The sequence below is a fragment of the Curtobacterium subtropicum genome (genome assembly GCF_030362975.1).
GTDB classification, from domain to species: domain Bacteria; phylum Actinomycetota; class Actinomycetes; order Actinomycetales; family Microbacteriaceae; genus Curtobacterium; species Curtobacterium subtropicum.
The window spans coordinates 115,257-140,802 of record NZ_JAUCMM010000001.1; the positions used below are offsets into that span (position 1 = coordinate 115,257).

Here is a 25,546-nt window from a genome sequence, read left to right on the forward strand (position 1 = left end):
GTGTTCGATGATGTCAACCGGGTCCGACATCGGTGGACAACCGGATCGAACACGCGTTCGACACGCCCGGCGGCTCACACGACGACCGGGAACCCGCCCCGTCCCGGTCACCAGCCGGCGGTGACCCCCAGCGCCCCGAACACCGACCGCGTCTTCGTCTCGACCTCGTCCGCCTCGTCCGACGCGACCGAGGACCACGTCACCGCGCCACCGGCCCCGAACGTCCGCGAGCGTTCCACCCCTCGGTCGTCGAGCACCGTCACCAGTGTGCGGATGGCCACCGACAGGTCGACCGAACCGTCCGCCGAGAAGTACCCGACGACCCCCGAGTACACGCCACGGGGCGCCCCCTCGAGCCGGTCGGCGATCGCCATCGCGCTGATCTTCGGCGCCCCGGTCATCGACCCCGGCGGGAACGCTGCGCGCACGACCGCCGCTCGGGACGCCCCGGCCGGCAGCACGGCGGACACCGTCGACACGAGTTGGTGCACGGTCGCGTAGGTCTCGACGTCGCAGAGCCGCTCGACGTGCACCGACCCGGGCACCGCCGTGCGCAGCAGGTCGTTCCGCAGCAGGTCGACGATCATGACGTTCTCCGCGCGGTCCTTCGTGCTCGCCGCGAGCGCCGACCGGGCGACGGCGTCCCGTGCCGGGTCCGCGTCGCGCGGCCGCGTGCCCTTGATCGGCTCCGCGACCACCGTGCCGTCGGCGTCCACCCGCAGGAACCGCTCCGGCGACCGACTGGCGATCCGCAGCGGGCCGAGCCGCAGCCAGGCGCCGAACGGGACGGGGTCCGCACGGCGCAGGCGCAGGTACTCGACCAGGTGCGGATCGGTGGCGGGCGCGAGCAGGGCCTCCCGTCCGGACGCGCCGACCGCGAAGGCGGTCGTGAGGCACACCTGGAACGCGTTCCCGTCTCGGATCTCGGCGCGGCACGCCTCGACCGCGCCCTCGTACGCGGCGCGGGACACGCGACCGACGGCGACGGCCGGGAGGCCCGTGGCACCGTCCGGCACGTCGACCGGCGGCCCTCCCGTGTGCGGCCCGTCGAGCCACGCGCGGTTCGCGGCACTGGCCGCCGGTTCGTCGTCGGTCACCAGGGTGAGCGCCCAGGCGCGGCCGTCGGCGTGCACCAGGACCGCGCGGTCCGCGAAGCGCAGGTCCGCGTCCGCGTGCGCAGCGGTACGGTCCGGACCGCCGGACTCCCGGCCGAGCTCGTGGCCGAGGAACCCGACCCAGCCGAGCGCGAACCCGCAGCCCGGCACCGGGGTGTCGAGCGCCGGTGTCCGCGAGAGCAGGTCGTCGAGCACGGCGAACGCCGGGCGGTCCTCGGAGCGCGACGTCCCGAACCACCGCCGGGCCGCGGGCGGGACCTCGAGCTCCGCGCGTCGGTCCTCGTGCCGGAACCGGGTCGCGAACGGTCCGTCCGTGTGCGCGAGGAGCGACCACCGGGCGCGTCCGCGAGCAGCCTCCGGCGCGCCCTCGGGCAGCCCGGAGTCGAGCCAGACGACGTCGGACCCGGTGGCTGCCGCCAGCGCGCCGAGGTCGGGCGTGACGTCGAGCCGTCGCGTGAGGACCCGCGCTCGGGTCAGACCGCGGCGATCGTCCACGAGGCGGCGTGCGCGGCACCGGGGGCGAGCACGACGAGGCCGACCTCCTCGCCCGCGTTGAAGGCGTCCGGTGCACAGGTCATCGGCTCGACCGCGAGGCCGACACGGTGGTACTCCGGCACGACGTGGTCGGCGGTGTGCACCTGCGCCCAGCCGCACTCCGGCCCGAAGGACACCCGCACGCCGTGCCCGTCCGCCGCGGTGAGCTCGATCGTGGCCAGTCCCTCGGCGTCGCGGTCGAACCCGGTGAACGCGTGGTCGATGAACCGGTCGCCGATCGGGGTCGCCGTTCGGAGGTCGAACTCGTCGTGCACGGGGGCCAGGCCGGTCGGCACGAGGCGGTCCTCGGTGACCTCGAGCACCTCGGCTGCGGGCAGGGTCAGCGTCCAGTCGTCGACACGGCCCTCGCCGGCGACGAGGTACGGGTGCGGACCGGTCCCCCACGGTGCGGCATCCGCACCCGTGTTCGTCCCGGTGACGGTCGTGTGCAGACCGTCGGCGTCCACGCGGTACTCGACGAGCACCTCGACGCGGTACGGGTACCCCTCCTGCGCGGGCACCGTCGTGGCGAGCACCGCACGGTCGGGCTCGTGGGCGACGACCCGGAAGTCCGTCCAGGCGACGAGACCGTGCAGTGCGTGGTGCCGCTTCGGCTCGGTCAGCGCGAGCTCGTGGTCCTGCCCGCCGAACGCGTACCGGCCGTCGACGACCCGGTTCGGCCAGGGCGCCAGCACGGCCCCGCGGAAGGCCGGACGGACCTCGTCGGCGGAGAACGGGACGACCAGGTCGCGTCCCCCGGCGCGGAGGGTCCGGAGCGATGCCCCGACCGAGGCGACCTCGGCGGTGTACCCGCCTGCGGTGATCGTCAGGGCGGATCCGGACAGCGGGGCTCCGGCCAGGGGCGCGTCGTTGCTCATGCGCAACAGCGTAGTGGGACGGGGAAGCCCGGACGGCCCCGGTTCCGGATGGGTCGCGCCGCCTGGCAGGGTCGGACCCGTCGGGGCCGGACCTGTCCGGCCCGGACCTGCGGAACGACGAAGCACCTGCGGAACGACGAAGCCCCGCCGGATGTCCGGCGGGGCTTCGTCTATTGGGTGGATCTGAGGGGACTCGAACCCCTGACCCCCTGCATGCCATGCAGGTGCGCTACCAGCTGCGCCACAGACCCATGTTCACTTCTTCGGTGTGTTCTCCGTTCCCGGAGGCACCATGGAAGCGTACACCACGCGGACGCCCGGTGACGAAATCGACTCCGTCACCCGGGCGAGTCGCGTCTACGCCGTGTGGTCGACGGGGAGCTCGAGCGGGATCGTCGGGCAGTCCGACCAGAGGCGCTCGAGCGAGTAGTACTGGCGGTCTTCCTCGTGGAAGACGTGCACGACGATGTCACCGAAGTCGATGAGGACCCAGCGGCCCTCCGTCCGGCCCTCGCGCCGGAGCGGCTTGGCCCCGGCTGCGATCAGGCGTTCCTCGACCTCGTCCGCGATGGCGAGCACGTTGCGCTCGTTCCGACCGGTCGCGAGCAGGAACACGTCGGTGAGCTGCAGCGGCCCGGTCACGTCGAGGGCGACGAGGTCTTCGGCCTGCTTCGCGTCGGCCGCCTGGGCGGCGATCTGTACGAGTTCCACTGCGCGTGAGGAGGCGGTCACGGAGTCCTTCCGGTCGTCGGCACCGCACGCTGCGGGTCCGTGTGATGGGTCTTGATCATAGGCCACCCCGCCGACAGCGGCCAGGCCGGTGGGCCGGGACGGACGACGGGGCGGTCGGGTGCGAGGAGTCCGGCGGGCGCTCAGCCGCCGAAGTGGGTGGTGAGCAGGGCGACGATGATGACCCCTGCGGCGGCCAGGCCGACGGCCCCGACGGTGACGCCGAGGATCACCGGCGTCCGGGACTCCTTCGGCTTCGCGGCGGCGAGCACGACCTGACGCGTGGACGTGTGGCTCGAGATCGCACGGCTCGCACGGACGGGGCTGGCGTCGGTCTCCGGCTGCTCGTCGTGCTGCTCGAGCAGCCGGTCGACCTCGGCCCCGTCGATCGGTCGGTGCGACCCGGTGGACGACAGCGAGGCCGGCAGGTCGATCGAGCCGGTGAGGATCACCTCGCCGGTGGCGTTCAGGGCGCCGGTCGGGTCGGCCAGCGCGGAGTTCGGCAGCACGATCGAGTTGGTGTCCTGCACGGCGACGCGGCGGGTGCCCGTCACGTCGTGCACCTCGGCGTCGTCGGCGTCACGCGCCTGCTGGGTCCAGTGGCCCGCCGGGGGCTCGAAGGCCGTCGTGACGGGCTTCGGCTCGGGACTCCGACGGAAGGCCGCCGGGACGCGCGGTGCACCGGCATCCGCGTCGTCGCCCCGACCGGCACCGTCGTCGGACCGACGAGCGGTCGCGGGCGTCGGGAGCTGGATCGGGACCTCGTTCGTGTCGTCGTCGAGCGACAACGGGAACACGACGGGGGTCGACGCCGTCGGCGCCGGGGCGGATGCCCGGGCAGCGTCCTCGGACTCGTTCGTCTCGGTGTCGTCGGTCTCCGGCGGGGCCCAGGTCGTCCGGTGGCGCCGGGGCTCCTCGGCGTGCGCGGCGGCCTCGCTCAGGGGCTCGACCGCGTCCGGGGAGCCGTCCGCCTCGGTCGCCTGCGCCACGGCCGCCGGGTCGAGCAGTTCGGTCTCGGCGGACGGCTCGTCGGCCGGTGCCTCGCGCTCCGGGGCCTGCCCTGCCGCACCGGTCCGGTCGTCGCGGTCGCCCGACGCCTCGGACGCGTCGACGACCGGGGTCGGAGCGAGCGGGAACTGCGCGGAACGAACCGGGTCCTGCGCCGACGTCGGACGCTCGGCCGAGGCCGGGACCGGACGGTCGCCGGCCGGGCGCGGCTGTACCGGTCGTCCCTGGGCCGAACGTCCCTGGGCCGGACGCGCCTGGTCCGGCGACCACGCGGCGGTCGGTGCCGAACGCGGACGCTCGGCGTCCTGGTCGAGGTGGTCGACCGAGCCGATGACGTCCTGCACGGTGCGGTCCGACGACTGCGGGGTCGGCGCCTGCAGCGGAACGGGCTGCACGGCCTGTCCCTCGGCCTCGCGCATCAGGCGGAGCTGGCGGCGGGTGAGGCCACCGGTCCCCGGCACGATCTCGGTCGCCGAGGCCGGAGCCGGTGCGAGGGGGAAGACCGGCCCGGGCTGCTGCTCCGGCTCGGAGCCGCCGGAGGTCGGACGGACGGCCGACCGCGCGGGGCCGCTCGGCGAAGGCGCAACGTGCGAGCCCGGCCGACGACGGGGCTCGGACTGGTCGGAGGGTGCGGCGACGGTCGGCGGCGGGGTGACGGGCTGCCCGCCGGCTGCGGCGGCACGCTCCCGCTCGCGCGCCTCACGCCGCGAGAGTGGCGGCTGCGCGTCGGACGAACTCATGCAACGCTCCGATACAGGTGGTGCTTGGAGATGTACTGGACGACCCCGTCCGGCACGAGGTACCACACGGGGTGACCGCGCCTGACCCGGTCGCGGCAATCGGTCGAGGATATCGCCAGTGCGGGGACTTCGAGCAAGCTCACGTCTCGCTCGGGGAGTCCGGTGATGCTCAGGTCGTGGCCCGGACGGGTGACCGCGACGAAGTGCGCCAGGTCCCAGAGGCCATCGTGATCCTTCCAGTCGAGGATCTGCTGAACGGCGTCCGCGCCCGAGATGAAGACGAGCTGCGCATCCGGTCGCTGGTCGCGCAGGTCGCGCAACGTGTCCACCGTGTAGGTGGGCCCGGGACGGTCGATGTCCACCCGACTGACCGTGAACATCGGGTTCGACGCGGTGGCGACCACCGTCATCAGGTACCGGTGTTCGGCGTCGGTGACGTCCGACTTCATGTACGGCTGACCGGTGGGGACGAAGACGACCTCGTCCAGGTCGAACGCACGGGCGACCTCCGACGCCGCCACGAGGTGCCCGTGGTGGATCGGGTCGAACGTGCCGCCCATCACGCCGATGCGTGGGCGCCCCGTGCTCTCGAGCATCGAGCGGCGGGTCAGAGCTTGGTGTGACCGAACTCGTCGACACCCGTCTCGTGGTGGCGGGTGGCCTCGAACTTGTGCGAGTGACGGTACGCGACGTCGCGGAAGCTCCACGTCACGAACCCGAGGAAGGTGAAGAACAGCGCGCCGCACATCGGGAAGACGAACGCGGGCACACCCGAGGCGTGCTCAGCGGCTTCAGCGAGGAAGGTCATCGGTCCGGTGCTCCGTTCGATCGGGTGGGAAGTCGCCGCCCAGTCTAGCCGCGGATCTGTCCGTGCCCGCGCACGATCCACTTGGTACTGGTCAGTTCGGGGAGCCCCATCGGCCCACGCGCGTGCAGTTTCTGCGTCGAGATGCCGACCTCGGCCCCGAAGCCGAACTCGCCGCCGTCGGTGAACCGGGTCGACGCGTTCGCCATGACGACCGCCGAGTCGACCTCCGCCAGGAACCGCTCGGCCGTGTCGACGTCGTCCGTCACGATGGACTCGGTGTGGTGCGTCGACCACCGCGCGATGTGCGCCATCGCCGCGTCGACGTCCGGGACCACCCGGATCGACAGGTCGAGGTCCATCGACTCCGTCGCCCAGTCCGCCTCGGTCGCGCGGAGCACGCCGGGCACGATCGTCCGCGTGGCGTCGTCCCCGCGCAGGGTAACCCCGGCCGCGCGGAGGCGGTCGGCCAGGACCGGCAGCAGCCGCTCGGCCGCCCGTTCGTGCACGAGCAGGGTCTCGAGGGCGTTGCAGACGCTCGGCCGCTGCACCTTGCTGTTCAGCACGATGTCGACCGAGCGTTCCAGGGGCGCCGACGCGTCGAGGAACACGTGCACGACGCCCGCGCCCGTCTCGATCACGGGTACCTGCGACTCCGTCACGACGGTCTGGATCAACGACGCGCTGCCCCGCGGCACGAGCACGTCGACGAGTCCACGCGCGCGCATCAGGTCGGTCGCGCCCTGGCGACCGAACTCGTCGATCGTCTGCACGAGGTCCGCAGGCAGCCCCACCGAGGCCACCGCCCCGCGGATCCGCTCGACGAGCTCGGCGTTCGTGCGCTGCGCCGCCGAACCGCCGCGGAGCACGACGGCGTTCCCGCTCTTCAACGCGAGCGCGGCGATGTCGACGGTGACGTTCGGGCGTGCCTCGTAGATGGCACCGACCACTCCGAACGGCACGCGGACCTGGGTGAGCTGGAGTCCGTTGGGCAGCCGCGACCCACGAACGAGGTCGCCGACCGGGTCCGGCAGGCCGACGACGTGCTCGACCGCGGCCGCGAGGGCGTCGATCCGTGCGGCGTCGAGTCGCAGACGGTCGAGCAGACCCGAGGACAGTCCACCGTCCTCGCCCGCGACGAGGTCTTCGTGGTTCGCCGCGACGATCGTGTCCGTCCCCGCGCGCAGGGCGGCCGCGACCGCTCGGAGCGCCTGGTCCTTGACCGCGGTCGTGGCCGTGGCGAGCGCGGTGGAGGCAGCACGCGACGCGACCAGCTTGTCGGTGAGCGAGGGGGCGGTGACCGTCGACGACATGGTCCGATACTAGGTCGGCTGCCCGGCGCATGACGCTGACCGCGTCACACCTGTGGACGCGGTCTGGGAGGTGCGCTCGTGTGCAGGAGTCCGCACACGTCCGCCCGGTGTCCGACTCCGGTCCGGGCGGAGGGGATGTGTCCTGCGCATCCTGATGAGCCGCCGTGGGACGCCACCGTCGGCTCGAGACGCCCCGGTTCCACCGAGACGGGCCCGGTTGCGGCGCCGGCGTCTCGACCGCACGCTCGCGTCTCGAGCGCACGCCGGCGTCTCCGAAACACGCCGGCGTCTCGACCGCACGCCGGCGTCTCGAGCGCACGCGGCAGGCCCGACCGCCCACGTCCGCAAGCCGGCGCCAGGGGCCGGCACCGTGCCTGCCGGACGGTGTCCGCGTCGACCGCTGGCCGGCCTGCCGGACCGACGCCGCGCCTCCAGGCCGACAGCAGGCCCGTCGGCAAGCCCGTCAACCCCGGGGCGCCGCCTGGAACCAGGTACCGACGTGCTCGCCGGCCAGCGCCCGGTCGACGAGTGCGGTACCGGTCACGAGGACCGACGTCCCCGCCTCGGCCGCGAGCCGGGCAGCGGCGACCTTCGTCCCCGCTCCCCCGGTACCGACACCGGCCGAGCCGACCGTCCCGAAGGTGACACCGGCGAGCTCGTCGCCGAACGGGACCTCGTCGATCGGTTCCGCGTCCGGGTGCTCCGGCGGCCGCGTGTAGAGCGACTCGACGTCGGACAGCAGCACGAGCGCATCGGCGCCGAGGAGCCGTGCGACGAGCGCCGCGAGCCGGTCGTTGTCGCCGAAGCGGATCTCGTGGGTCGCGACCGTGTCGTTCTCGTTCACGATGGGGAGCACGCGCAGCGCGAGCAGCCGGTCGACGGCGCGCTGGGCGTTCACCCGGTGCGTCGGGTTCTGCATGTCGCCCGCGGTGAGCAGGACCTGGGCCGCGACGATGCCGTGCCGGTCGAGCTCCTTCTGGTACCGGAACATGAGGACGTTCTGCCCGGTCGCCGCGGCTGCCTGCTGGGTCGCCAGGTCCTCGGGGCGTCCCTCGAGCCCGAGGAACGGGAAGCCGGTCGCGATGGCGCCGGAGGACACCAGGACGACCTCGGTCCCACGCGCGTGCGCGGCGGCCAGGGCGTCGACGAGCGCGGCGATCTGTCCGGTGTTCTCACCGCTGACCGACGACGACCCGACCTTCACGACGAGCCGACGCGCACGCGGCACGTCCTGCCGCCGCCTTACGGGGCCGAGGTCGGTGCGCGGGTGCGTGTCGGTCATGCGTCGATCAGTCCTCGTCGTCGCGGTCGTCGTCGGCCCACAGACCGGACACGCGCTCCTGTTCGAGCTCGGCGCGCGCGGCGGCCTTGGCGTCCATGCGCTCGAAGTACTCCTCGCGACGCTCGTTGCGGGTGGGGCGCGACGATCCACCGACACGGGCGTCCGTGCCGCGGGCGCTCGTGATGAGCTCGGCGGTCGAGGTCAGCGTGGGCTCCCAGTCGAAGACCATGCCGCCGTCGCCACCGATGACCACGGTGGACCCGGCCACGGCTCCGGCCTTGAACAGACCGTCCTCGACGCCGAGCTTCGCCAGCCGGTCGGCCAGGTAGCCGATGGCTTCCTCGTTGGTGAAGTCGGTCTGCACGACCCAGCGCTCCGGCTTCGCGCCGCGGACCCGGTAGAAGCGGTGCTCCTCGCCGCCCTCGGCGCGCACGGTGAAGGGCTTCTCGTCGACGGCCTTCGGGCGGAGCACGATGCGCTCCTGCTCGGGTGCGGCCGGACGGTCTGCCCGGGCCTGCTCGACGACCTCGGCCAGGGCGAACGTCAGCTCCCGGAGACCCTTGCGCGACGCGGTCGAGATCGGGAAGACGCGGTAGCCGCGATCCTCGAGCTCGGCGGTGACGAACTCGGCGAGCTCGGCGGCCTCGGGCACGTCGACCTTGTTCAGCGCGACGAGCTGCGGGCGCTCGAGCAGCGGGGTCTGCCCCTCCGGCACCGGGTAGCGCTCGAGCTCGCCGAGGATGACGTCGAGGTCGCTGATCGGGTCACGGCCGGGGTCGAGCGTGGCGCAGTCGATGACGTGCAGGAGCGCCTCGCAGCGCTCGACGTGACGGAGGAACTCGAGGCCGAGGCCCTTTCCCTCCGACGCGCCCTCGATCAGACCGGGCACGTCGGCGACGGTGAAGCGGACCTCGCCCGACTCGACGACGCCGAGGTTCGGCGTCAGGGTGGTGAACGGGTAGTCCGCGATCTTCGGCTTCGCGGCGGAGATCGCGGCGATGAGCGAGGACTTGCCGGCGCTCGGGAACCCGACCAGGGCGACGTCGGCGATCGTCTTCAGCTCGAGGCTGACGTCGCCGGCCCAGCCCGGGGTGCCGAGGAGCGCGAAGCCGGGGGCCTTGCGCTTCGTGGTCGCGAGGGCCGCGTTGCCGAGACCGCCCTGGCCACCTGGCGCGACGACGACCCGCATGCCGGGCTCGGTCATGTCCGCCAGGACCTCGCCGTCCTCGTCGTGCACCACGGTGCCGATCGGGACGGGCAGTTCGAGCGTCTCGCCGCTCACACCGCTGCGCATGTCGCCCATGCCGGGCTGGCCGTTGCGCGACGAGCGGTGGGGCGATCGGTGGTACCCGAGCAGGGTCGTCACCTGCGGGTCGGCGACCAGGACGATGTCGCCCCCGTCGCCACCGTTGCCGCCGTCGGGACCGGCGAGGGGCTTGAACTTCTCACGGCGGACCGACACGCAGCCGTTGCCGCCGTTCCCCGCGGTGAGGTGCAGGGTCACGCGGTCGACGAAGGTCGCCATGGTTCCACTCCTGGTTCTGACTCGGGCGCACGGACGGTACCGCGGCGCACGAGGTCGTGCACGAAAGAACGGGAGGGGCGGGCACGTGGCCCGCCCCTCCCGCAGAGTCTGTCGTCGCTGGTGTTACGCGTTGACGATGTTGACGACCTTGCGGCCGCCCTTGGTGCCGAACTCGACCGAACCGGCCGAGAGGGCGAACAGCGTGTCGTCGCCACCGCGGCCGACGTTGGCGCCCGGGTGGAAGTGGGTGCCACGCTGGCGGAGGATGATCTCGCCGGCGTTGACGACCTCGCCACCGAAGCGCTTCACGCCGAGGCGCTGTGCGTTCGAGTCACGACCGTTGCGAGTGGAGCTCGCACCCTTCTTGTGTGCCATCTTCTACTCCCGCCTTACGCGATCGAGGTGATCTTGACGCGGGTGAGCTCAGCGCGGAAGCCCTGGCGCTTCTTGTACCCGGTCTTGTTCTTGAACTTCTGGATGACGACCTTGGGGCCGCGGAGGTCCTCGAGCACCTGGGCGGTGACGGTCACGTTCGCGAGCTCGGAAGCCGCAGAGGTGATCGTGTCACCGTCCACGAGGAGCACCGGGGCGAGGTCGATGTTGCCCTTGTCGTCGGCCTTGGCACGGTCGATCGTGAGGATCGTGCCGACCTCGACCTTCTCCTGACGGCCGCCGGCGCGCACTACTGCGTAAACCACGTGGAATTCCTTACGTACTCTGCTTGAGGGAAGTCTCGGGTGCCCACTTCTGCACGAGCGGCTCCCGGAGGCCGGGCCCGATCGGCGACGCAGGCAGAACGGCCCGCTGACACCAGGGATCGAGAATACTCGATGCCCCCGGGTCCGGTCAAACGGCGACACACGTACGATGTCTCGCGTGACCGTGTTGATCGACCCGCCGACGTGGCCCGCCCACGACACCGTCTGGTCGCACCTCGTCAGTGATGCATCCTACGACGAGCTCCACGCGTTCGCCGAACGGGCCGGCATCCCCCGCCGCGCGTTCGACCACGACCACTACGACGTGCCACGCTCCCGCTACGACGACCTCATCGCTGCGGGCGCGACGGCGGTCACCGGCCGCGAGCTGGTGCTCCGGCTCATCGCCAGCGGCCTGCGGGTGCCGCAGCGCGACAAGCGGGGGACGGGTCGGCGCGCGCACTGACGCTCGCTCGGGTCGCGGGTCGCGCGGCCGGGGTGCCCGCACCGCGTGCGCTGCGGCGCTCACCGTGGGCGGCTGGCAGACCGCGTGCGCGTGACCGTCGACGGCCGTCCGGGAGGCGCGACCCACCGCCGTCACGCCCCGCACCTCCGGTGCGTTGCCTGCCGGGAGGCACACCCCGCCGCTGCCCCGGCGGGTCGCGCCGGCACACGGCCGACCGGACCAGCCGGGTCCGTCGCGCGTGCTCGGCACGCTCAGCGCGTTCCGCCCGGCGGGCTGCGCAGCTGCCGCGCCGCGCACCTGCCGGGCCGCCCGGCAGGCGGGCTGGCGGGCCGCCCGGTCGGCGGGCAGGAGCGCCCGGGCGCCGTCCGCGGGACGGCGAGCACGCCGCGCCACGGAGATCCGTGGTGCGACGTGCTCGCCGCTGTACCGCGGCCGCTCGGACCACGCGGCCGCCGCTCACTGGTCGGCGGTCGCTGGTCGGCGGTCACTGGTCGACCGGACGGGAGGGATCGGGACGGCGCACCGGCCACCGCGACGTCAGCGCGTCGGCGGCGCCCACCGGTCGTCGGGGCGCTGCGCGGGCTGCTCGCCGGCCACCGGACGCGCGCCGAACGGCTGGCCGTACGGCTGCTGCTGGCCGTACGGCTGCTGCTGCTGCGCACCGTACTGCTGCGGAGCGGGCTGCACCGTCGACGGCGGGACCGCATCAGCGGGACGGACCGTCCCAGGCCGTCCGGCGCTTCCCTGCGCCGCGCGCCCGCCACGCGGACGCCCGAGCCACAGCCACGCAGCCGTCGAGGTCGCGAGGAGCATGAGGGTGAACGGGATCCCGTTCTGCAGGGGCCCGGTGAGCACGTCGATCACGAGTCGCGCCCCCGATCCGGTGCTGACCGCCGCGTAGGACCCCGTGAAGACCCCGACGAGCGCCAGGGCGACCGTTCCCGCGGCACCGGCGAGTACGGCACGCAGGAGCACTGTCGGCAGGGGGCTGCGTCGCGCGATCGGCGTGAGGAACGCCAGGGCCAGGAACGCCCCCGCGTAGAACGGGAACGGCGCGGCGAACACGCCGGACACGAAGCTGCCGAGCAGGCTCGCACCCGTTCCGTACGTCGCGAAGGGGTGCACCACGAGGGACGTCCCGAGCAGCCCGAGGACGCCGGAGACCACCTCGACGAGCACGATCGACACGACGGCGATCAGGGCACCGGTGGTGTTGGCCACGGACGTTCCCGGCGCGAACGCCCGACGCGGGTCCGGCGTTCGTGAGGCACGTGCGCGGAGCCGCCCCTGGTCGCCGGAGGGCCGCTGCGGCTGGCCGTACGGCTGCTGCGGCTGGCCGTACGGCTGCTGCTGCTGGCCGTACGGCTGCTGCCCGAACTGCGGCTGCTGGCCGGACCACGCCTGCCCACCGGGCTGCCCGGCCGCGGGCGGTGCGGGCTGCGACCAGCCCGCACCGTAGTACCCGCGGTCCTGCTGCCGACCGTGCGGGTCGCCCCCGTCGGTCACGTCAGTTCCCCACGATCACGGAGCCGTCGTCCTGCCCGTCGCCGTCCGACGACGCCGGTGCACTGATGCTCGGCGACGACACCCGGCGCGATCGCGAGCGGCCCTGCCCCGGCTGCTTCGGCTCCGGCAGCGCCTGCAGCACGGAGTCGAGCAGCGACTCGGCGTCGTCGCGGGACGGTCGCGGCTCGCGCTTGGTCACGGCCACCGGGATGTCCAGGATCGCGACGGTGTTCTCGGTCGGGGTGACGGGAGCGCTCGAGCTCACGCGGCGACGGGTCGGCGCGGTCTTCGCGGGAGCCGGGTCCTGCGCGGGCGCCTCGGGAGCGGTCCCCTGCGACGGAGCCGCCCCGGATGCGGAGGCCACGCCACGACCGTCGCGGTCCGGCACGGCGCCGTCGGAAGCGCGCTCGACGGCACGCTCCTCGGTTCCGCGCTCGGCCCCGCGCTCGTCGGGCCCACGCTCGTCGGCCCCGCGCTGCTCGGGTGCGGCGCTGCCGGCACCACGACCACCACGGCGGCGACGGCGCTTGGAGCCGGACGGCTGTTCGCCGTCACGGTCTCCGCCGCCGGTGGCACTCTCCGACCCGCGCTCGGGCGCGGAGACCGGGGAGGCGCTCGACGCGGGTCCGTCGGCAGCCGAGGACACCCCGGCCTCGGCCTCGGGCGTCGCGGCACCGCCGCGCGGCGACGCCACACCGGTCACCGGCGCGCCGGACAACGCCTCGTCGTGCGGCAGCGTCGAGGCCGCGATGCGGGACAGCGCGTTCTTGACGTCCTCGGTGATCTGGTGGGCCTGCGACGACTGACCGGCCGATCCGTTGCCGGAGCCGCCGTTGCCGGCGTGCCCGGTGCCTCCCTGGCCGTTGCCGTTGCCGCCGGTGGAGCCGCTGCCACCGCGGCCCTTGCGCCGCGACTTCGAGGGGCCGGGGTCCGCGTTGTTGTCGTTGACCTTGGCGTTGACCTCGTCGAGCGACTCGCGCAGGCCGACCCCGATCTTCTTGCGGGTCATCTGCACGAGCCCGAGCGAGGTCACCTCGGCCACCTGGTGCTTCGTGCGGTCGCGGCTCAGGCACTCGACGAGTCGACGGAGCACCAGGTCGCGGTTCGACTCGAGCACCATGTCGATGAAGTCGATCACGATGATGCCGCCGATGTCGCGCAGGCGGAGCTGCCGGACGATCTCCTCGGCCGCCTCGAGGTTGTTCTTGGTGACGGTCTCCTCGAGGTTGCCGCCGGAGCCGACGAACTTGCCCGTGTTGACGTCGACGACCGTCATGGCCTCGGTGCGGTCGATCACGAGCGACCCACCCGAGGGCAGCCAGACCTTGCGGTCCAGAGCCTTCTCGATCTGCTCGTTGAGGCGGTACTCCTCGAACGAGTCCGGGCCGTCGTAGATCTCGACGCGGTCCTTGAGGTCGGGCGCGACGGCGTCGAGGTAGTCCTCGATCGTCCCGCGGGCCGCGTCGCCGTCGATGATGAGCTTCGTGAAGTCCTCGTTGAAGACGTCACGGACGATCTTGACGAGCAGGTCCGGCTCCGAGTGCAGCATCACCGGGGCGTGCCCGTTCTGCACCTTCTTCTGGATCGCCTCCCACTGGCTGGTGAGGCGCTGCACGTCGCGGGTGAGCTGCTCCTCGGTCGCACCCTCCGCCGCGGTGCGGACGATGACGCCCGCGTGTTCCGGCAGGACCTCCTTGAGGATCTTCTTCAGGCGCGCGCGCTCGGTGTCGGGCAGCTTGCGCGAGATGCCGTTCATCGAGCCGTTCGGCACGTAGACGAGGTAGCGGCCCGGCAGGGAGACCTGCGAGGTCAGGCGCGCACCCTTGTGCCCGACCGGGTCCTTCGTGACCTGCACGAGGACCTTGTCGCCGGGCTTGAGCGCGGCCTCGATGCGACGGCCGTGGTTGCCGGTGTCGACCGAGTTCCAGTCGACCTCGCCGGCGTACAGCACGGCGTTGCGGCCGCGACCGATGTCGACGAACGCCGCCTCCATCGAGGGCAGCACGTTCTGCACCTTGCCGAGGTAGACGTTCCCGATGAGCGAGACGTTGTGCGACTTGGTGACGTAGTGCTCGGCGAGGACGTTGTCCTCGAGCACGCCGATCTCGATCTTCGACGAGCTCGACCGCACGATCATCTGGCGGTCGACGCTCTCGCGGCGGGCGAGGAACTCGTCCTCGGTGATCACCGTGCGACGGCGACCGGCGTCACGGCCGTCGCGACGACGCTGCTTCTTCGCCTCGAGTCGGGTCGACCCCTTGATGCGCTGCGGCTCGGTGATGAGCTCCGGCTCACGGCGACGCGGCTCCTGGTGGTCGCGGGGCTCGCGGACGCCGCGCTCCTGGCGGTCCGCGCTGCTCCCCCGGCGGCGCGAGCGACGGCGGCTGCCGCCCTGCTCGTCGTCCTCGTCGTCGTCCTCGTCGCGCGCGGCGCGCACCGGCAGGTCCGGCAGGACCGGCGCGTGGAAGATCAGGCTGAGGGTGCTGGTCGCCTTCGGCACGAAGGGCTCGTCCGCCTCGGGCGCGGAAACGGGCTCCGGCCGGGAGGCACCGCTCGCGTCGTCCGCGTCCGTCACCACCGCGGCAGCGGGCTCGGACACGGTGGTCACCTCGTCCGCGTCGGCCGACGCGGACGCGCCGGCTGCCTCGGCAGCGACGTCGTCCGTCGGTGTCGTGACGCCCGCCTCCTCGACGACGGGCAGGCTGCCCGTGACCGTCGACACGTCCTGGGGCTCCGCAGCGGCGGCCGGGACCTGCTCGACCGCGACCTCGACGGCGCCGTCCGCCGGCGCGGTCTCCTGCTCGACGGTCTCGTCAGCCGCGGTCTCGCCAGCCGCAGCGCTCTCCGCGTCCGGTGCGTCACCGGTCAGCGCGACCGTCTCGACACCCGAGGTGTCGGTGTCGACGTCACCACGGGCCTCCTGGCCGGTGGACCGGGCGCGACGGCTGCCGAACAGGCGGCCTCGGCGCTTCGGTGCGACTTCTTCGTTGTTCGGGTTGTCGGTGTTCTGCTCCACCATGGATCTGGTGCACTCCTCGGCCCCACTCGCGTCCTGTCGGACGGCGGGAATTCTGTGGTTGTCACGGGTGGCGTCCACGCCCCCGCGTTCGTTCTCGTGACCGTGTGACCCTGCGTGCGGTCCGGTGTCGTTCCGCGTCGGGCACCCGGCCCGACCGGCTCGGCACCGGAGGTGACGCGAGTCCCGGTCACGGCACGCTCTCACCGCGCCTGATCGTCCGGGCTGCGCCCGGAAAGCTCTCTCGCCGCACGGATCGGCCGCGCGACTGCTGTCATTGTCGCACGAGGTGCCAGGAAAGGTCCGGAACGGTCGTGCGATGATGACGCCGTGAGCACGAGCGCAACCACGCCCCGCCGCCCGGTCGCGATGGCGGTCTTCCTCATCGTCACCGGAGCAGTCGGCCTCTTCGCCGCGTTCAACCTGGTGCTGGACGAGTTCGCGAAGTACGAGAACCCCTCGAAGGCGCTCAGCTGCGACGTCAGCCCGTTCGTGAACTGCTCGCAGGTGATGACGAGCTGGCAGGGCTCCCTGTTCGGCTTCCCGAACCCGCTGCTCGGCGTGATGGGCTTCGTCGCCCCGATCGCCGTCGGTGTGATGCTCCTCGCGGGCATGCGCAACGGGCACCGATGGTTCTGGGTGCTGTTCAACGCCGGGGTGTTCCTGGCGTGGGTGTTCGTCACCTGGCTGTTCACGCAGACGGTCTGGGTGATCGGCTACCTCTGCCCGTGGTGCCTGCTGGTGTGGAGCGTGACGATCCCGATGTTCTGGATCTTCACGACGTGGAACGCGGCGCAGGGACGCTTCGGTGCCGGACTCCAGCGGCTCGGGCGCACGCTGCTGCCCTACTCGTGGGCGTTCGTGCTGGCGAACTACGCCGTGATCGTGGTCTGCATCCTCATCGTGTTCCCGCGGGTCCTCTCGACGCTGCCGTTCTGACGCTCCCCCTCCCCCGGCCGTCCTGACGTCGGCGGGCCGCTGCTGGGCGCACGCCCCGGTCGTCCTGACGCCACCGGGCCTCTGTGATGCATCTGTCCTGATCCCGCGAGCGGGCCAGATCTGTCACGCTCGACGTTCTCCCGCGACGGATCGTGCCCTGGCCCGGACCGCCGACGGCGTGTCCTGCCCACCCGGGAGGGCCCGCCGGATCGGTCCCGATCGGCACAGCACGCTCGGCGCGTCTCGACGGGCGGGTCCGAGGGCTGCGGCGCTCGGCGTGCGGCATGCAGGCGTTTCGTCCCATAACAGCTGCGATCGGATGACGATCCGCTCGTAGGAGGACGGAACGAACGACCTCCAACGCGCGGAACGACCTCCAACGCGCGGAACGACCTCCAACGCGCGGAACGACCTCCAACGCGCGGAACGGTCTCCCACGCGCGGAACGGTCTCCCACGCTCGACGGCCGCGCCCGCCGCACCCCCGGACAGCACGCAGCCCCGCGCTCCCGGGGAGGGAACGCGGGGCCGAGTGCCGCGGGGCCGACTACTTCGCGGCCGCCTCGATGGTCGGGACGACGTCGGTGAGGGTGCTCACACGCTGCCCGTTGACCAGGATCGTCGGCGTGCCGAAGCCCTGGGGACCGGCGACCGCGGGGTCCGAGGTCACCTGGTTCGTGATCTTCGTCACCCAGCCCTTGTAGGTCTCGTTCGACAGGCACTCGGACACGTCGGAGCCGGTCGCTCCCCCGGCCTTCACCAGGTCGGCGATCTCGGCGTTGGTCAGGCCCTTCGTGCCCTCTTCCGGCTGCTTCTCGAAGAACTGCGTCTGCACGTCGAGGAACTTGTCCGGCGCGTAGTTCGCGACGCACATCGCGGCGTTGGCGGCACGGCTGGCGTAGCGCGAGCCGAGGTAGCTGCGGTCGAGGATCGACACCGGGTGGATCTCGAGCGTCGCCTGCCCGTTCTTCACGAAGTCGGTGATCTGGTCGGCGTAGGCGCCCTCGAACTGCTTGCAGACCGGGCAGGCCCAGTCGACGTACTCGACGACCTTGACCTTGCCGTCGCTGTCCGCCGTGGCGACCGGCGACGGGGTGCCGTCCGCCGAGACCGCTCCGGTCGTGACGGGCGTGATCTTCCCGTCGCCGCCGGTGAACTGGATGCCCCCGGTCACCATGTTCTTCGGGCCGGCGGCCGAGGTGGTACCGCCGCTGTTCACGTTCACCACGACGATCGCGATGATCGCCGCGACGGCCACGATGCCCAGGCCGATGCCGCCCTGCAGGAACCACTTGTTGCGGCGCTTGCGGCGCTTCTCGGCGTCGGCCCGCTGGCGGGCGACCTCACGGGCGTGCTGGCGACGCTCGTTCTTGGAGGGACGGTCGTTGTTCGTCATCGCGTCTGTGCTCCGCTTCCGTCGATCAGGCGAACCAGAGCGCGAGCTCGCGGGCGGCCGACTCCGGCGAGTCCGAGCCGTGCACGAGGTTCTGCTGCACCTTCAGGCCCCAGTCGCGGCCGAGGTCACCGCGGATGGTGCCGGGCGCTGCCGAGGTCGGGTCGGTGGTGCCGGCGAGCGAGCGGAAGCCCGCGATGACACCGTTGCCGGCGACGCGCACGGCGACGACCGGGCCGGACTGCATGAACTCGACGAGGGGCTCGAAGAAGGGCTTGCCCTGGTGCTCCTCGTAGTGCTGGTCGAGCAGCTCGCGCGACGCCGTCACCATCTTCAGGTCGACGATCTCGTAGCCCTTGGTCTCGATGCGACGGAGGACCTCTCCGGTGAGCTGGCGGGCGACGCCGTCGGGCTTGACGAGGACGAGGGTCTCTTCGAGGTCGGACACGCAGTTCTCCTGTGGTTCGGTGGTGGTCAGTCCTCGGCCTGGGCGGCCCGGAACGCGGCGTTCTGCCGGTCGAGCTGACCGCCCTTGACGAAGCAGAACACCCACAGCGCCAGGAACACCGCGCCGACCGCGAACATGAACGGTTCAATGAACCCGGTGGCGAGGATGGCCGCCTGCAGCAGCCACCCGAACCATACACCGGCCGGCTTGCCCGTCAGGCGTGAGGCAGCTGCGAGGACGATGATCGCCAGGATGCCCCCGCCGAACGCCGCGAGGGGCGGCAGCGTGCCCTTCCCGTAGACGACGAGCATCGGGAAGAAGAACATCACGGCCTCGAGCCCGAGGGTGATCGAGAGCAGGCTCTCGCGGGCTCCGCGCTGCGGGCGCGGCTTCCGCACGCGCGGCTGTCGGCCCGGCCGGGAGGCCCGTGGTGCGTCCGTCACGCTGCCCCGCCTTCCGCGTGGACCAGGTCCATGACCTTCCCCACCATCACGATGGACCCGGCGACGAGCACGAGGGCGTCCTCGGCGTCCGCCTCGTCCGCCAGGTCGCGGGCCTCCTGCAGTGCCTGCTCGAGCGCGGGCTCGACGACGACGCGGTCCTCGCCGACCTCGGCGACGACGATCCGAGCGAACGCGTCGGCGTCGAGCGCCCGGTCCCCCGGGGGCTGCGTGACGACGAAGGTCTGCACGGTGTCCTTCAGCGCCCGGACGAACCCGCGGGCGTCCTTGTCGCCGAGGATCCCGACCACGCCGACGACGTGCTCGGACGGGAACGCGACCGGCAGCGCCTCGGCCAGGGCCCGTGCCCCGTGCGGGTTGTGCGCCGCGTCGACCACGACGGTCGGCTCCTGCGCGATCGGCTGCAGTCGCCCGGGGCTGGTCGCGCTGGCGAGCCCCTCGGACAGGACGTCCTCGTCGAGGGCCTGGGACCCGCGCCCGAGGAACGACTCGACCGCGGCGATCGCGACGGCGGCGTTGTGTGCCTGGTGCTGCCCGAAGAGCGGCACGAACAGGTCGTCGTAGCGTCCGGCGATCCCCTGCACGGAGACGAGCTGCCCGCCGACCGCGGGGGTGTCGGACACGACGGAGAATCCCTGCGAGCTCGGCCTGCCCGCCGCTTCGCGACGGTCGGGCACCGGCTCGGAGGGGCCCACGGTGCCCTCGACCGCGAGCGTCGACTCGGTGAGCTCCGCGGCGCGCTCGAGCTCGGCGAGCGCCTCGGGCGTCTGCGCGCTCGACACGACCGCCGAGGACGGCTTGATGATGCCCGACTTCGTGCGGGCGATCTCGGCCACCGTGCTGCCGAGTTGCTTGGCGTGGTCGATCGCGATCGGGGTGAACACCGCGACCTGGCTCTGCACGACGTTGGTGGAGTCCCACTCGCCGCCCATGCCGACCTCGATGACGGCGACGTCCACCGGCGCCTCGGCGAAGCACGCCAGCGCGAGGACGGTGAGCGCCTCGAAGAAGGTCAGCGGCTGCTCGCCCCTCGCGGTGAGCTCCTGGTCCGTCATCTCGAGGATCGGGCTGACGTCGTCCCAGTTCTCCACGAAGCGGTCCGCCGCGATCGGCTCACCGTCGATCACGATGCGCTCCCGGATGGACACCAGGTGCGGGCTCGTCATCAGGCCGGTCCGGAGCCCGTGGGCGCGGACGATGCTCTCCGTCATGCGCGCCGTCGAGGTCTTGCCGTTCGTCCCGGTGACGTGGATGACCGGGTAGGCCAGGTGCGGGTCGCCGAGGAGCTCGACCGCGCGGCGCGTGGCGGTCAGCCGGCGCTCGGGTGCCTGCTCGCCGATGCGTGCGTACAGTGCCGCCTCGACCCGGCGGACCTCGTCGTCGTCCCCGCCGTAGGGCAGGGCCTCGGTCGGGGCCTGGTCGCCGGACGGTCCGACCGGGATGCGGACCCCGGCCGTGTCGTCGAGCGGACCGAGGTCCTCGATGCCGTCGTGGTCGTCGTACTGCTCGCTGTCGCTCATGCGCGTGCCACCTCCACGGACACCTTCGCACCGTCGCCGACGTCCGAGCCCTCGCCGGGAGCGAACGTCGTCGTGGTCACCTCGACGCTCGTCGCCAGGGTCTCCCCCGCGATGAGCTGCTCGTGCGTGCGGACGGCCGCCTCGGCGCCGTCCGACACCCGGAGCGTCAGCGCGATGCGGTCGCTGACGTCGAGGTCGGCGTCACGACGGGCCTGCTGCACGGCTCGGACGACGTCGCGCGCCAGACCCTCGGCCTCGAGCTCGGGGGTCGTCACGGTGTCGAGCACCGCGAAGCCGCCGCCGTCGAGGAACGCCACCGCGACGGACTCGTCGGCCACGGTGAGGTCGAGCGTGTACTCGCCCTCGACGAGGTCCACGCCGCCGACGGTCACACCGGACTCGGTCGCGACCCAGTCGCCCTTCTTGGCGGCGGGGATCACCTGCTGCACCTGCTTGCCGATGCGGGGACCGGCCGCGCGGGCGTTGACCGTGAGCTTCCGCTCGATGCCGTAGCGGCCGAGCGAGGACTCCTCCTGCTGCTCGAGCACGACCCGCTTGACGTTCAGTTCGTCGCGGAGGATGTCCGCGAACGGCTCGATCGCCGACGGGTCGGGCACGACGAGGGTCAGCGTGGCGAGCGGCAGGCGGACACGACGGCCGGTGGCCTTGCGGAGCGCGAGCCCCTTCGACGCGACGTCCCGCACGCGGTCCATCGCGGCGACCAGGGCGTCGTCCTCGGGGAACTCGGCGGCGTCCGGGAAGTCCTCGAGGTGCACGCTGCGCCCGCCGGTCAAGCCCTTCCAGACCTCCTCGGTGACGAGCGGCGCGAGCGGTGCGGCGACGCGGGTGAGCGTCTCGAGCACGGTGTACAGCGTGTCGAACGCTGCGCGGGCCTCCGGCGAGGACTCCGCGCCGAGCCAGAACTTGTCGCGCGACCGACGGACGTACCAGTTCGTCAGCACGTCGGCGAAGTCGCGGACGGCCTGCGCCGCGAGCGGGGTGTCGAGGGCGTCGAGGTGCTGCTGCACGTCCGCCACGAGCACGCGGGTCTTCGCGAGCAGGTAGCGGTCGAGCACGTCGGTGCTCGCCGTGCTGCGGGACGCCTGGTAGCCGGTGTCGCCAGATGCGTTCGCGTAGAGGGTGAAGAAGTAGTACGTCGACCAGAGCGGCAGCAGGAACTCGCGCACGCCCTGGCGGATCCCCTCCTCGGTGACGACGAGGTTGCCGCCGCGGATCACCGACGACGACATGAGGAACCAGCGCATCGCGTCGGCGCCGTCGCGGTCGAACACCTCGGAGACGTCCGGGTAGTTGCGGAGCGACTTCGACATCTTCTGGCCGTCGGAGCCGAGCACGATGCCGTGGCTGATGACGTTCCGGAAGGCCGGGCGGTCGAACAGCGCGGTGGAGAGCGCGTGCATGACGTAGAACCAGCCGCGGGTCTGCCCGATGTACTCGACGATGAAGTCGGCCGGGCTGTGCTCCTCGAACCACTCGCGGTTCTCGAACGGGTAGTGCACCTGGGCGTAGGGCATCGACCCGGAGTCGAACCAGACGTCGAACACGTCCGAGATGCGGCGCATGGTCGACTGCCCCGTGGGGTCGTCCGGGTTCGGCCGGGTCAGCTCGTCGATGAACGGGCGGTGCAGGTCGACCTCGCCGTCGGCGTTCACCGGCAGGCGGCCGAAGTCACGCTCGAGCTCCTCGAGCGAGCCGTAGACGTCCTGGCGCGGGTAGGCCGGGTCGTCGGACACCCACACCGGGATCGGCGTGCCGAAGTAGCGGTTGCGGGACACCGACCAGTCGATGGCGTTCCCGACCCACTTGCCGAACTGGCCGTCCTTGACGTTGTCCGGCACCCAGTTGATGTCCTGGTTGAGCTCACCCATCCGGTCGCGGAACTCGGTGACGCGGACGAACCACGACGAGACCGCCTTGTAGATGAGCGGCTTGCGGCAGCGCCAGCAGTGCGGGTAGCTGTGCTCGTACGACGCCTGGCGGAGCAGTCGGCCCTGCTCGCGCACGGCCCTGGTGAGCGGCTTGTTCGCATCCGACCAGAGCATGCCGGCGACCTCGCCGAACTGCGGGGTGAACACGCCGCCCTCGTCGAGGGAGAGCACGACGGGGATGCCCGCGGCCGCGCAGACCTCCTGGTCGTCGGCACCGTAGGCCGGGGCCTGGTGCACGATGCCGGTGCCCTCACCCGTCTCGACGTACTCCGCCACGAGGATCCGCCACGCGTGCTCGTAGCCCTCGACCTCCGCCAGGAAGTCGAACAGCCGCTCGTACTCGACGCCGTCGAGCTCGGCGCCGACGACCGTGCGGAGCACGGCGGCGGTGGCGTCGTCCGCGCTCTCGTAGCCGAGGTCCTTCGCGTGGGCGGCCACGGTGTCGGACGCGAGCAGGTAGGTGGCGGAACCGGCGGCGCCACCGTCAGCCGCGCCTCCCGGCCCGGCCGGCACGACCGCGTAGGCGATCTCGGGACCGACCGCGAGCGCGGCGTTCGTCGGCAGGGTCCAGGGGGTCGTCGTCCAGGCGAGCGCGCGGACACCCGTCAGGTCGAGCGACGCAGCGCGCGATCCCTGCAGCGGGAAGGCGACCGTGACCGACTGGTCCTGACGCGTCTTGTAGACGTCGTCGTCCATGCGGAGCTCGTGGTTCGACAGCGGCGTCTGGTCGTTCCAGCAGTACGGCAGGACCCGGAAGCCCTCGTACGCCAGACCCTTGTCCCAGAGCTGCTTCCACGCCCACAGGACGCTCTCCATGAAGGTGACGTCGAGCGTCTTGTAGTCGTCCTCGAAGTCGACCCAGCGCGCCTGGCGGGTGACGTAGGCCTGCCACTCGTCGGTGTACTGCAGCACGCTCTTCTTGGCGGCGGCGTTGAAGACGTCGACGCCCATGTCGTCGATCTCGTGCTTCTCGGTGATGCCGAGCTGACGCATGGCCTCGAGCTCGGCGGGCAGGCCGTGCGTGTCCCAGCCGAACCGGCGGTGCACCTGCTTGCCCCGCATGGTCTGGTAGCGCGGGAAGACGTCCTTGGCGTACCCGGTCAGCAGGTGACCGTAGTGCGGCAGACCGTTGGCGAAGGGCGGGCCGTCGTAGAAGGTCCACTCGGGGCAGCCCTCGCGCTGGTCGATCGACGCCTGGAAGGTGTCGTCGCCCTTCCAGAAGGCGAGAATCCCCTGCTCGACGGCGGGGAAGGACGGGGACGGCGTAACGCCGTCGGCATCGGAGTTGAGCGGGTAGCGCACCTGGGGGCTCCTGTGGGTCGGTTCGTCTCCACGAGGACGGAGCGTGCTCCGCGGTACCACCTCGCTTGCCGATCGCTGCTCGCGCTGCGACCGACCGCTCGTTCGCCGGATGAGGGTGCGGTCCGGTCCGCCCGGGTCTACTGACGGCGGTGGGGCTGCCGCGTTCTTCCGGAGGCTCGCCGGTGATGGCCGGGTCGACGCCTGATGGGACGAGTCTACAAGAGTCGGAGCATGCTGGAGCGATGCCCTCGTCCGAGAAGCAGGACCGTCCGGAGTCCCTGCTCACCGTCGTCATCGCGTTCGCCGCCAACCTGCTCGTCGCCGTCGCCAAGACCGTCGCGTCCCTGATCTCGGGGTCGGCGTCGATGACCGCGGAGGCCGCACACTCGTGGGCCGACACGGGCAACGAGATCTTCCTGCTCGTCGCCGAACGCCGCGGTGCGAAGCAGCGGGACCGGAAGCACCCGCTGGGCTACGGCCGCGAGACCTACATCTGGTCGATGTTCGCCGCGTTCGGGCTCTTCACCGCGGGCGCCGTCGTGTCGATCTGGCACGGCATCACCGAGCTCGGCGAGACCGGTCCCGCCGAGGACGTCGTGCTCAACTACGTCGTGCTCGGCATCGCGTTCGTGCTCGAGGGCACGAGCTTCCTGCAGGCCTACCGCCAGGCGCACGGAGCCGCCACGAAGCGCCGCGTCCCGGTGCTCCGGCACGTGCTGCAGTCGTCGAACCCCACACTCCGGGCGGTCTTCGCCGAGGACGCCGCCGCGCTGATCGGGCTCGTGATCGCGTTCCTCGGCGTGCTCCTGCACCAGCTGACCGGCCTCGCCGTGTTCGACGCGATCGGGTCCATCGCGGTCGGCCTCCTGCTCGGGATCGTCGCGATCGTGCTCATCGAGCGCAACCGCCGGTTCCTGGTCGGCGAGGCGACGTCGCCCGAGCTCGAGGACGCCGTGCTGACCGAGCTGCTCCGTCGCGACGAGGTCGACCGCGTGACCTACCTGCACCTCGAGTTCGTCGGGCCGTCGCGGGTGTTCCTCGTGGCCGCCGTCGACCTCATCGGCAACGAGCTCGAGGACCACGTCGCGGTGCGACTCCGCCGGGTCGAGGCCTCGCTCGAGGAGAGCCAGTACATCGAGGAGGCCGTCCTCACGCTGAGCATCCCGGGCGACGCGTCGCTCGTCGCCCGTGGTGACGGCGAGGTGCCGGCGACCGTCCGAGACGGCACGGTCGAGGACGTCGCGGCCGGCGGTGCGGGCACCCTCCGGACGGAGTAGCGGCAGCGCGGACCCCGCTCAGCGCGCGTCGAGGCCTGCGGCCACGGGTGTCAGCGCCGCGCCGACGTACTCGACCAACGAGCGCCGGGCGACACCGTCGGCGACCCAGACGCCGAACGCCGCCGCCGCCGCACCGAGCATCGCCCCGGACACGGTCTGCGGCCAGAGCGACGTCGGGTGCTCCCCGGTCCGCGACCCCACGAACGCCGAGACCGCGCCGTGCTGCGCCATCACCCGGGCCGCCACACTGGCGACGAGCTCGGTGCCGATGTCCATCACCTCGGCCTGCGCGATCGCCCACGGCACCCGCTCCGGGTCGTGCGCCCGAGCGGCAGCGACCAGGGCCTCCTCGACGGCGCGGACCGGCGAGGACTCCGTCGACGCGGCGAGGAACGCCGGCAGGTCGGCGACCGCGGCGTCGAGCTCCAGCCAGAGCACGTCGGACTTCGCCCCGAAGTAGTTGAAGAACGTCGCCCGGCTGACCCCGGCCCGTGCGGCGATCTGGTCGACGGTCGTGCGCGCGTAGCCCTGCTCGAGGAACAGCTCGGCGGCGGCGTCGGCGAGGACCTCGGCGCTCGATCGACGGGGGCGGCCTCCGCGGCGCATCGTCTCGTCCATCCGCTCAGTAAACCGCTAGACTCGT

At 72.2% G+C, this 25,546-nt stretch carries 22 protein-coding genes and 1 tRNA gene; 3 read left to right on the plus strand and 20 right to left on the minus strand.

Going from position 1 to position 25,546, the window contains the following annotated elements:
* Positions 1–107: 107 nt before the first annotated feature.
* The 12 genes from QUG98_RS00555 to rplU form a co-directional block, all read right to left on the minus strand.
* The gene (locus QUG98_RS00555) at positions 108–1,610 is read right to left on the minus strand and encodes an anthranilate synthase component I family protein (protein ID WP_289468719.1); all 1,503 of its coding nucleotides are present in this window, start codon (positions 1,608–1,610) and stop codon (positions 108–110) included.
* A complete protein-coding gene (locus tag QUG98_RS00560; RefSeq protein WP_289468720.1) occupies positions 1,589–2,527 on the minus strand; it encodes an aldose 1-epimerase family protein in 939 nt (312 codons plus the stop codon). The genes QUG98_RS00555 and QUG98_RS00560 overlap by 22 nt, the downstream gene beginning before the upstream one ends.
* 178 nt (positions 2,528–2,705) lie before the next feature.
* Positions 2,706–2,778 (minus strand) — tRNA-Ala (locus tag QUG98_RS00565).
* Between the two features lie 106 nt (positions 2,779–2,884).
* Positions 2,885–3,259 carry a ribosome silencing factor gene (gene rsfS / locus QUG98_RS00570; RefSeq protein ID WP_058728436.1) on the minus strand — a complete coding sequence of 125 codons (375 nt, stop codon included), beginning with the start codon at positions 3,257–3,259 and terminating at the stop codon, positions 2,885–2,887.
* 140 nt (positions 3,260–3,399) lie between these two features.
* Positions 3,400–5,004: a hypothetical protein gene (locus tag QUG98_RS00575; RefSeq protein ID WP_289468721.1), complete on the minus strand. Its 1,605-nt coding sequence runs from the start codon at positions 5,002–5,004 to the stop codon at positions 3,400–3,402.
* Positions 5,001–5,600 carry a nicotinate-nucleotide adenylyltransferase gene (nadD, locus tag QUG98_RS00580; protein WP_082687387.1) on the minus strand — a complete coding sequence of 200 codons (600 nt, stop codon included), beginning with the start codon at positions 5,598–5,600 and terminating at the stop codon, positions 5,001–5,003. Before nadD ends, QUG98_RS00575 begins: the two co-directional genes overlap by 4 nt.
* A gap of 11 nt (positions 5,601–5,611) precedes the next feature.
* Positions 5,612–5,812 (minus strand): hypothetical protein, encoded by a 201-nt coding sequence (locus tag QUG98_RS00585; protein ID WP_058728434.1) that lies wholly within the window; start codon positions 5,810–5,812, stop codon positions 5,612–5,614.
* 44 nt (positions 5,813–5,856) lie between these two features.
* Positions 5,857–7,122 carry a glutamate-5-semialdehyde dehydrogenase gene (locus QUG98_RS00590; protein ID WP_289468722.1) on the minus strand — a complete coding sequence of 422 codons (1,266 nt, stop codon included), beginning with the start codon at positions 7,120–7,122 and terminating at the stop codon, positions 5,857–5,859.
* 463 nt (positions 7,123–7,585) lie between these two features.
* Positions 7,586–8,404 carry a glutamate 5-kinase gene (proB, locus tag QUG98_RS00595; protein WP_289468723.1) on the minus strand — a complete coding sequence of 273 codons (819 nt, stop codon included), beginning with the start codon at positions 8,402–8,404 and terminating at the stop codon, positions 7,586–7,588.
* A 7-nt stretch (positions 8,405–8,411) separates the two neighbouring features.
* On the minus strand, positions 8,412–9,929 hold the full coding sequence (gene obgE / locus QUG98_RS00600; protein ID WP_289468724.1) for a GTPase ObgE: 1,518 nt from the start codon (positions 9,927–9,929) through the stop codon (positions 8,412–8,414).
* A 123-nt stretch (positions 9,930–10,052) separates the two neighbouring features.
* Entirely contained in the window at positions 10,053–10,304 is a 252-nt protein-coding gene (gene rpmA, locus QUG98_RS00605) for a 50S ribosomal protein L27 (protein WP_022905368.1), read from the minus strand.
* A 14-nt stretch (positions 10,305–10,318) separates the two neighbouring features.
* Positions 10,319–10,627 carry a 50S ribosomal protein L21 gene (gene rplU / locus QUG98_RS00610; RefSeq protein ID WP_058728431.1) on the minus strand — a complete coding sequence of 103 codons (309 nt, stop codon included), beginning with the start codon at positions 10,625–10,627 and terminating at the stop codon, positions 10,319–10,321.
* A gap of 178 nt (positions 10,628–10,805) precedes the next feature.
* On the opposite strand from rplU, the gene QUG98_RS00615 reads away from it, so the two are divergent.
* Positions 10,806–11,093: a DUF4031 domain-containing protein gene (locus QUG98_RS00615; RefSeq protein WP_289468725.1), complete on the plus strand. Its 288-nt coding sequence runs from the start codon at positions 10,806–10,808 to the stop codon at positions 11,091–11,093.
* A gap of 537 nt (positions 11,094–11,630) precedes the next feature.
* Here QUG98_RS00615 and QUG98_RS00620 read toward each other — a convergent pair.
* Both QUG98_RS00620 and QUG98_RS00625 read right to left on the minus strand, forming a co-directional pair.
* Complete coding sequence (locus QUG98_RS00620) at positions 11,631–12,599, minus strand: hypothetical protein (RefSeq protein WP_289468726.1); 969 nt, start codon at positions 12,597–12,599, stop codon at positions 11,631–11,633.
* A 1-nt stretch (position 12,600) separates the two neighbouring features.
* On the minus strand, positions 12,601–15,618 hold the full coding sequence (locus QUG98_RS00625) for an Rne/Rng family ribonuclease (RefSeq protein WP_289468727.1): 3,018 nt from the start codon (positions 15,616–15,618) through the stop codon (positions 12,601–12,603).
* Positions 15,619–15,945: 327 nt separating this feature from the next.
* On the opposite strand from QUG98_RS00625, the gene QUG98_RS00630 reads away from it, so the two are divergent.
* Entirely contained in the window at positions 15,946–16,554 is a 609-nt protein-coding gene (locus tag QUG98_RS00630) for a vitamin K epoxide reductase family protein (RefSeq protein ID WP_289468728.1), read from the plus strand.
* 546 nt (positions 16,555–17,100) lie between these two features.
* Here the strand turns inward: QUG98_RS00630 and QUG98_RS00635 are convergent.
* From QUG98_RS00635 to ileS, 5 genes are read right to left on the minus strand one after another with little or no spacing between them, the layout of a single operon-like run.
* A complete protein-coding gene (locus tag QUG98_RS00635; protein ID WP_289468729.1) occupies positions 17,101–17,949 on the minus strand; it encodes a DsbA family protein in 849 nt (282 codons plus the stop codon).
* 25 nt (positions 17,950–17,974) lie between these two features.
* Entirely contained in the window at positions 17,975–18,394 is a 420-nt protein-coding gene (gene ndk, locus QUG98_RS00640; RefSeq protein ID WP_058728426.1) for a nucleoside-diphosphate kinase, read from the minus strand.
* Between the two features lie 26 nt (positions 18,395–18,420).
* Positions 18,421–18,837 (minus strand): DUF4233 domain-containing protein, encoded by a 417-nt coding sequence (locus QUG98_RS00645; protein WP_058728425.1) that lies wholly within the window; start codon positions 18,835–18,837, stop codon positions 18,421–18,423.
* Entirely contained in the window at positions 18,834–20,375 is a 1,542-nt protein-coding gene (locus QUG98_RS00650; RefSeq protein ID WP_289468730.1) for a bifunctional folylpolyglutamate synthase/dihydrofolate synthase, read from the minus strand. Before QUG98_RS00650 ends, QUG98_RS00645 begins: the two co-directional genes overlap by 4 nt.
* Positions 20,372–23,626, minus strand: coding sequence for an isoleucine--tRNA ligase (ileS, locus tag QUG98_RS00655; RefSeq protein WP_289468731.1), 3,255 nt, complete (start codon positions 23,624–23,626; stop codon positions 20,372–20,374). The genes QUG98_RS00650 and ileS overlap by 4 nt, the downstream gene beginning before the upstream one ends.
* 242 nt (positions 23,627–23,868) lie before the next feature.
* Here ileS and QUG98_RS00660 point away from each other — a divergent pair, with 242 nt between their 5' ends.
* A complete protein-coding gene (locus tag QUG98_RS00660; protein ID WP_289468732.1) occupies positions 23,869–24,903 on the plus strand; it encodes a cation diffusion facilitator family transporter in 1,035 nt (344 codons plus the stop codon).
* An 18-nt stretch (positions 24,904–24,921) separates the two neighbouring features.
* Here the strand turns inward: QUG98_RS00660 and QUG98_RS00665 are convergent, their stop codons facing one another.
* Positions 24,922–25,521 (minus strand): TetR/AcrR family transcriptional regulator, encoded by a 600-nt coding sequence (locus QUG98_RS00665; protein ID WP_289468733.1) that lies wholly within the window; start codon positions 25,519–25,521, stop codon positions 24,922–24,924.
* Positions 25,522–25,546: the final 25 nt, after the last annotated feature.

Bases quoted from the DNA above. Each gene is read 5' to 3' on its own strand.
- QUG98_RS00560 (WP_289468720.1), bottom strand. From the start codon at position 2,527: ATGAGCAACGACGCGCCCCTGGCCGGAGCCCCGCTGTCCGGATCCGCC.
- QUG98_RS00575 (WP_289468721.1), bottom strand. From the start codon at position 5,004: ATGAGTTCGTCCGACGCGCAGCCGCCACTCTCGCGGCGTGAGGCGCGC.
- nadD (WP_082687387.1), bottom strand. From the start codon at position 5,600: ATGCTCGAGAGCACGGGGCGCCCACGCATCGGCGTGATGGGCGGCACG.
- QUG98_RS00585 (WP_058728434.1), bottom strand. From the start codon at position 5,812: ATGACCTTCCTCGCTGAAGCCGCTGAGCACGCCTCGGGTGTGCCCGCG.
- QUG98_RS00590 (WP_289468722.1), bottom strand. From the start codon at position 7,122: ATGTCGTCGACGGTCACCGCCCCCTCGCTCACCGACAAGCTGGTCGCG.
- proB (WP_289468723.1), bottom strand. From the start codon at position 8,404: ATGACCGACACGCACCCGCGCACCGACCTCGGCCCCGTAAGGCGGCGG.
- obgE (WP_289468724.1), bottom strand. From the start codon at position 9,929: ATGGCGACCTTCGTCGACCGCGTGACCCTGCACCTCACCGCGGGGAAC.
- rpmA (WP_022905368.1), bottom strand. From the start codon at position 10,304: ATGGCACACAAGAAGGGTGCGAGCTCCACTCGCAACGGTCGTGACTCG.
- QUG98_RS00625 (WP_289468727.1), bottom strand. From the start codon at position 15,618: ATGGTGGAGCAGAACACCGACAACCCGAACAACGAAGAAGTCGCACCG.
- QUG98_RS00635 (WP_289468729.1), bottom strand. From the start codon at position 17,949: ATGACGAACAACGACCGTCCCTCCAAGAACGAGCGTCGCCAGCACGCC.
- QUG98_RS00650 (WP_289468730.1), bottom strand. From the start codon at position 20,375: ATGAGCGACAGCGAGCAGTACGACGACCACGACGGCATCGAGGACCTC.
- QUG98_RS00660 (WP_289468732.1), top strand. From the start codon at position 23,869: ATGCCCTCGTCCGAGAAGCAGGACCGTCCGGAGTCCCTGCTCACCGTC.
- QUG98_RS00665 (WP_289468733.1), bottom strand. From the start codon at position 25,521: ATGGACGAGACGATGCGCCGCGGAGGCCGCCCCCGTCGATCGAGCGCC.